The 2,752-nt window shown below is 67.1% G+C and carries 4 protein-coding genes; 1 reads left to right on the forward strand and 3 read right to left on the reverse strand.

Annotation, left to right across the window (positions count from 1 at the left end; all coding sequences use genetic code 11):
* The coding region (locus tag AC1DX0_RS34180; RefSeq protein WP_477358758.1) for an alpha/beta fold hydrolase at positions 1-343 on the reverse strand (343 nt) is incomplete at its 3' end.
* Positions 336-923 carry an amino acid synthesis family protein gene (locus AC1DX0_RS34185; RefSeq protein WP_477220265.1) on the reverse strand — a complete coding sequence of 196 codons (588 nt, stop codon included), beginning with the start codon at positions 921-923 and terminating at the stop codon, positions 336-338. The genes AC1DX0_RS34185 and AC1DX0_RS34180, both read right to left, overlap by 8 nt.
* Positions 924-1,057: 134 nt before the next feature.
* On the opposite strand from AC1DX0_RS34185, the gene AC1DX0_RS34190 reads away from it, so the two are divergent.
* Complete coding sequence (locus AC1DX0_RS34190; RefSeq protein ID WP_477220264.1) at positions 1,058-1,732, forward strand: GntR family transcriptional regulator; 675 nt, start codon at positions 1,058-1,060, stop codon at positions 1,730-1,732.
* 3 nt (positions 1,733-1,735) lie between these two features.
* Here the strand turns inward: AC1DX0_RS34190 and AC1DX0_RS34195 are convergent.
* Positions 1,736-2,752, reverse strand: a 1,017-nt coding sequence (locus AC1DX0_RS34195; protein WP_477358762.1) for an ROK family protein, incomplete at its 5' end; no start/stop codon positions are given.

A 2,752-nucleotide genomic window follows, 5' to 3' on the forward strand; every position in this document is an offset into this window, starting at 1 on the left:
GCTCCGGTGCGTGCAGCGCGAGTTCCTGGGCAACGAGTGCACCCATCGAATGGCCAACGACGGACACCTTGTCGAGGCCGAGATGGTCGAGCAGGCGAACGGCCTGGTCGGCGTAGTCGGCCAGTTCCGGGTGCTGCGGCGGCAGCGGCGAAAGGCCATGGCCGAGCATGTCGATGGCGATCACGTCAAAGCGGTCTGCCATGCGCTCGATCTGCGGCTGCCAGATCGCCGCGTTCATGCCGACACCGTGGATGAACAGCACCGGCGTGCCCGCGCCGGCTCGGATGAAGCCGGTGCCGTCGGGCGCCGTGTCCTGTCGAGCCCATGCGAAAGCGTCAGCCATGCACGTCCCCAAGCTCCTTGAGGTCYTGATAGCGGTCGCCGATGCGGTGATGCGGGCGACCGCCGATCGACGCGCCAAGCGCCACCACCAGCTCGTCCGGCGCCGGCGCATCGCCGATCTGGAAATGCACGGTCAGGTAATGCGAGCGCCGTCCCTCGTCATTCTTGTCCATCAGCGGGATCATGATCGGTGTGTTCGGCCCGCCGCGCAGATTGGTGAAGGCAAGATAGGTCTTGGCGCCGACGGCGCGGCGATAATGGTTGCCGAAATGCAGTGTGTGGATCAGCGCCGAAGCATGCTCGATCTCGCCCGACGTGCCGCAAATGGCCGCCTTGCCGTAGCCCTCGATCGCCTCGCCGGAACCAGCGATGGCAATGATCTCGCGGGTCAGGATCTCTCCCAGCACCGGTGCGCAGGCGCGGATTTCGGGCGAAAGGTCATCGGTGAAGCCGCGACCGGCCCAGGGATTGGTCAGCACCGCGGCGACGCCGATCAGGCGCAGCGGCCGGGGGGCGGCCTTGCCGCCTTCGATCAGCGTGTTCTCGGTATAGGTCACGATCTTGCGAATGGCAGGCTGCATGGAATCCTCGGGTCGGTGATGCCTTGGGGCCGTCCGATCCCCGTATCATCTTATGGTATACCATGCTATGGAGCGCCAAGTACCTTGTCAACCTGGCATGGAATCTGTTTTCGTGACAGCGCAGGAGACAAGACATGCCAGACGACACGCTTCGCATCGACCGCAGCGCCAAGACCTTGAGGACGCTGGCGCTGGAGCGCATGCGCGACGCGATCATGGATTTCCATTTCCAGCCTGGCGAAAGGCTGGTCGAACGGCCGCTTTGCGACCAGCTCGGCGTCAGCCGTTCCGTTGTGCGCGAGGTTCTGCGGCAGCTGGAGGCCGAGGGGCTCGTGCAGATGATCCCCGGACATGGGCCCGCGGTGGCGAGGCCCGACCTTGGCCGTACCGACGAGATCTATGAGCTCAGGGCTCTGCTTGAGGGTATTGCAGCGCGCGCCTGCGCCTTGTCGGCCACCGGCGAGCAACTGGCAACGCTCGAACGCGCGCTGGCGGATCTGTTCGACGCATGGGCGTCGGGGACACCGCCGGCGGTGATGCGGGCGACAACGAAATTCTACGAGGCGCTGTTCGAGGCCGCGGACAAGCGTGTCGCTTGGGAAATCGTCAGCGGGCTGAATGTCCGCATCAATCAGCTTCGTTCGATGACCATTGTCTCGACCAACCGGCGCGAAGCGGCGATCGCCGAGATGAACGAGATCATGGATGCGATCCGAGCACGCAAGCCGGAAGAGGCGGAAGCCGCGGCGCGGCGCCATGTCGAATCCGCCTGGCAGATCGCCCGCACGGCGCTGCGGCCACCGGCGTGAAGCCTATGCACCACTAGCCATGGCGGCTCGGAGCCAGGCCGTGATGGCATCGAAGTCGATCGGCTTTGTCGTGTCTACGTCGAAGAGCGGCCCACGCCGCAGCGGCTCGGCGCGCTTGGCGAGTTCGATCAGCTCGGGGATATAGGCGGCACCGGGATGGCCGGCGGGGCGCTGGTCGAGCCGGGCGCCATAGCGCTCGGCAAGCACTTCGCCGGGCGCGTGGCACCAGATCTCCACGGTCTGTTCGACGCCAGCCTTTCGCAGATGATCCTCGAGAACCTCACGCGGCTGGAAGCCGAACCAGGCGTCGACGATGAAGGTGGTACCGGCAGGGGCTTCACCGACGGCCGACCAGATGGCCTGGTAGCTGGCGCGGCCGAGCGTGCGGTTGAACAGGCGGTCGCCGCCGCCGAGCACTTCGAGGAACGGGTTCTTGATCGTGTCGAGCGCCAGCAACGGCCAGCCCATGCGGTCGGCGATGCCGCGCGAGACCGTGCTCTTGCCGCTGGCAGGGATGCCGTTGACGAGCACGGCGCGCCTGGCGTGGCTGGACTGCGTCAAGGGCGAAACCGGAACCGCCTGCGGCCCCGCCGCCAGCGCCTGCAGGCCAGCGCCGATCACGCCGGCGTCGTCGCCGAGCTGGGCGGGTTCGACGTGGCATTGGTACCAGGGCGCCAGCGCCGGCGCGCGGTCGAGGGCTGCATGTGCCGCCTGGCCAAGGCCGCCGCCAAGCAGCACCAGATCGGGAGCAAGCACGGCAACGGCGGTGTCGATAGCGGCACGCAAGGGTCTCGCCCAGGCGTCGAGAATGGCACGCGCGTGGACGTCGCCGGCCGCATCGCGGGCCAAGAGCTGATCGACAGAAATGTCGGCGCCGAGCCCGGCGCGCGCAATGTGGCGGCCAAGCGCCGTGCCCGAACTGGTGGTTTCGACGCAGCCGCGGCGGCCGCAGGCGCAAACCTCGCCATTGACGTCGACAGTGATGTGGCCGAGCTGTCCCGCCGTTGCCGAGCCGCGCAT

It is taken from the genome of Mesorhizobium sp. P3_A9 (genome assembly GCF_056402975.1).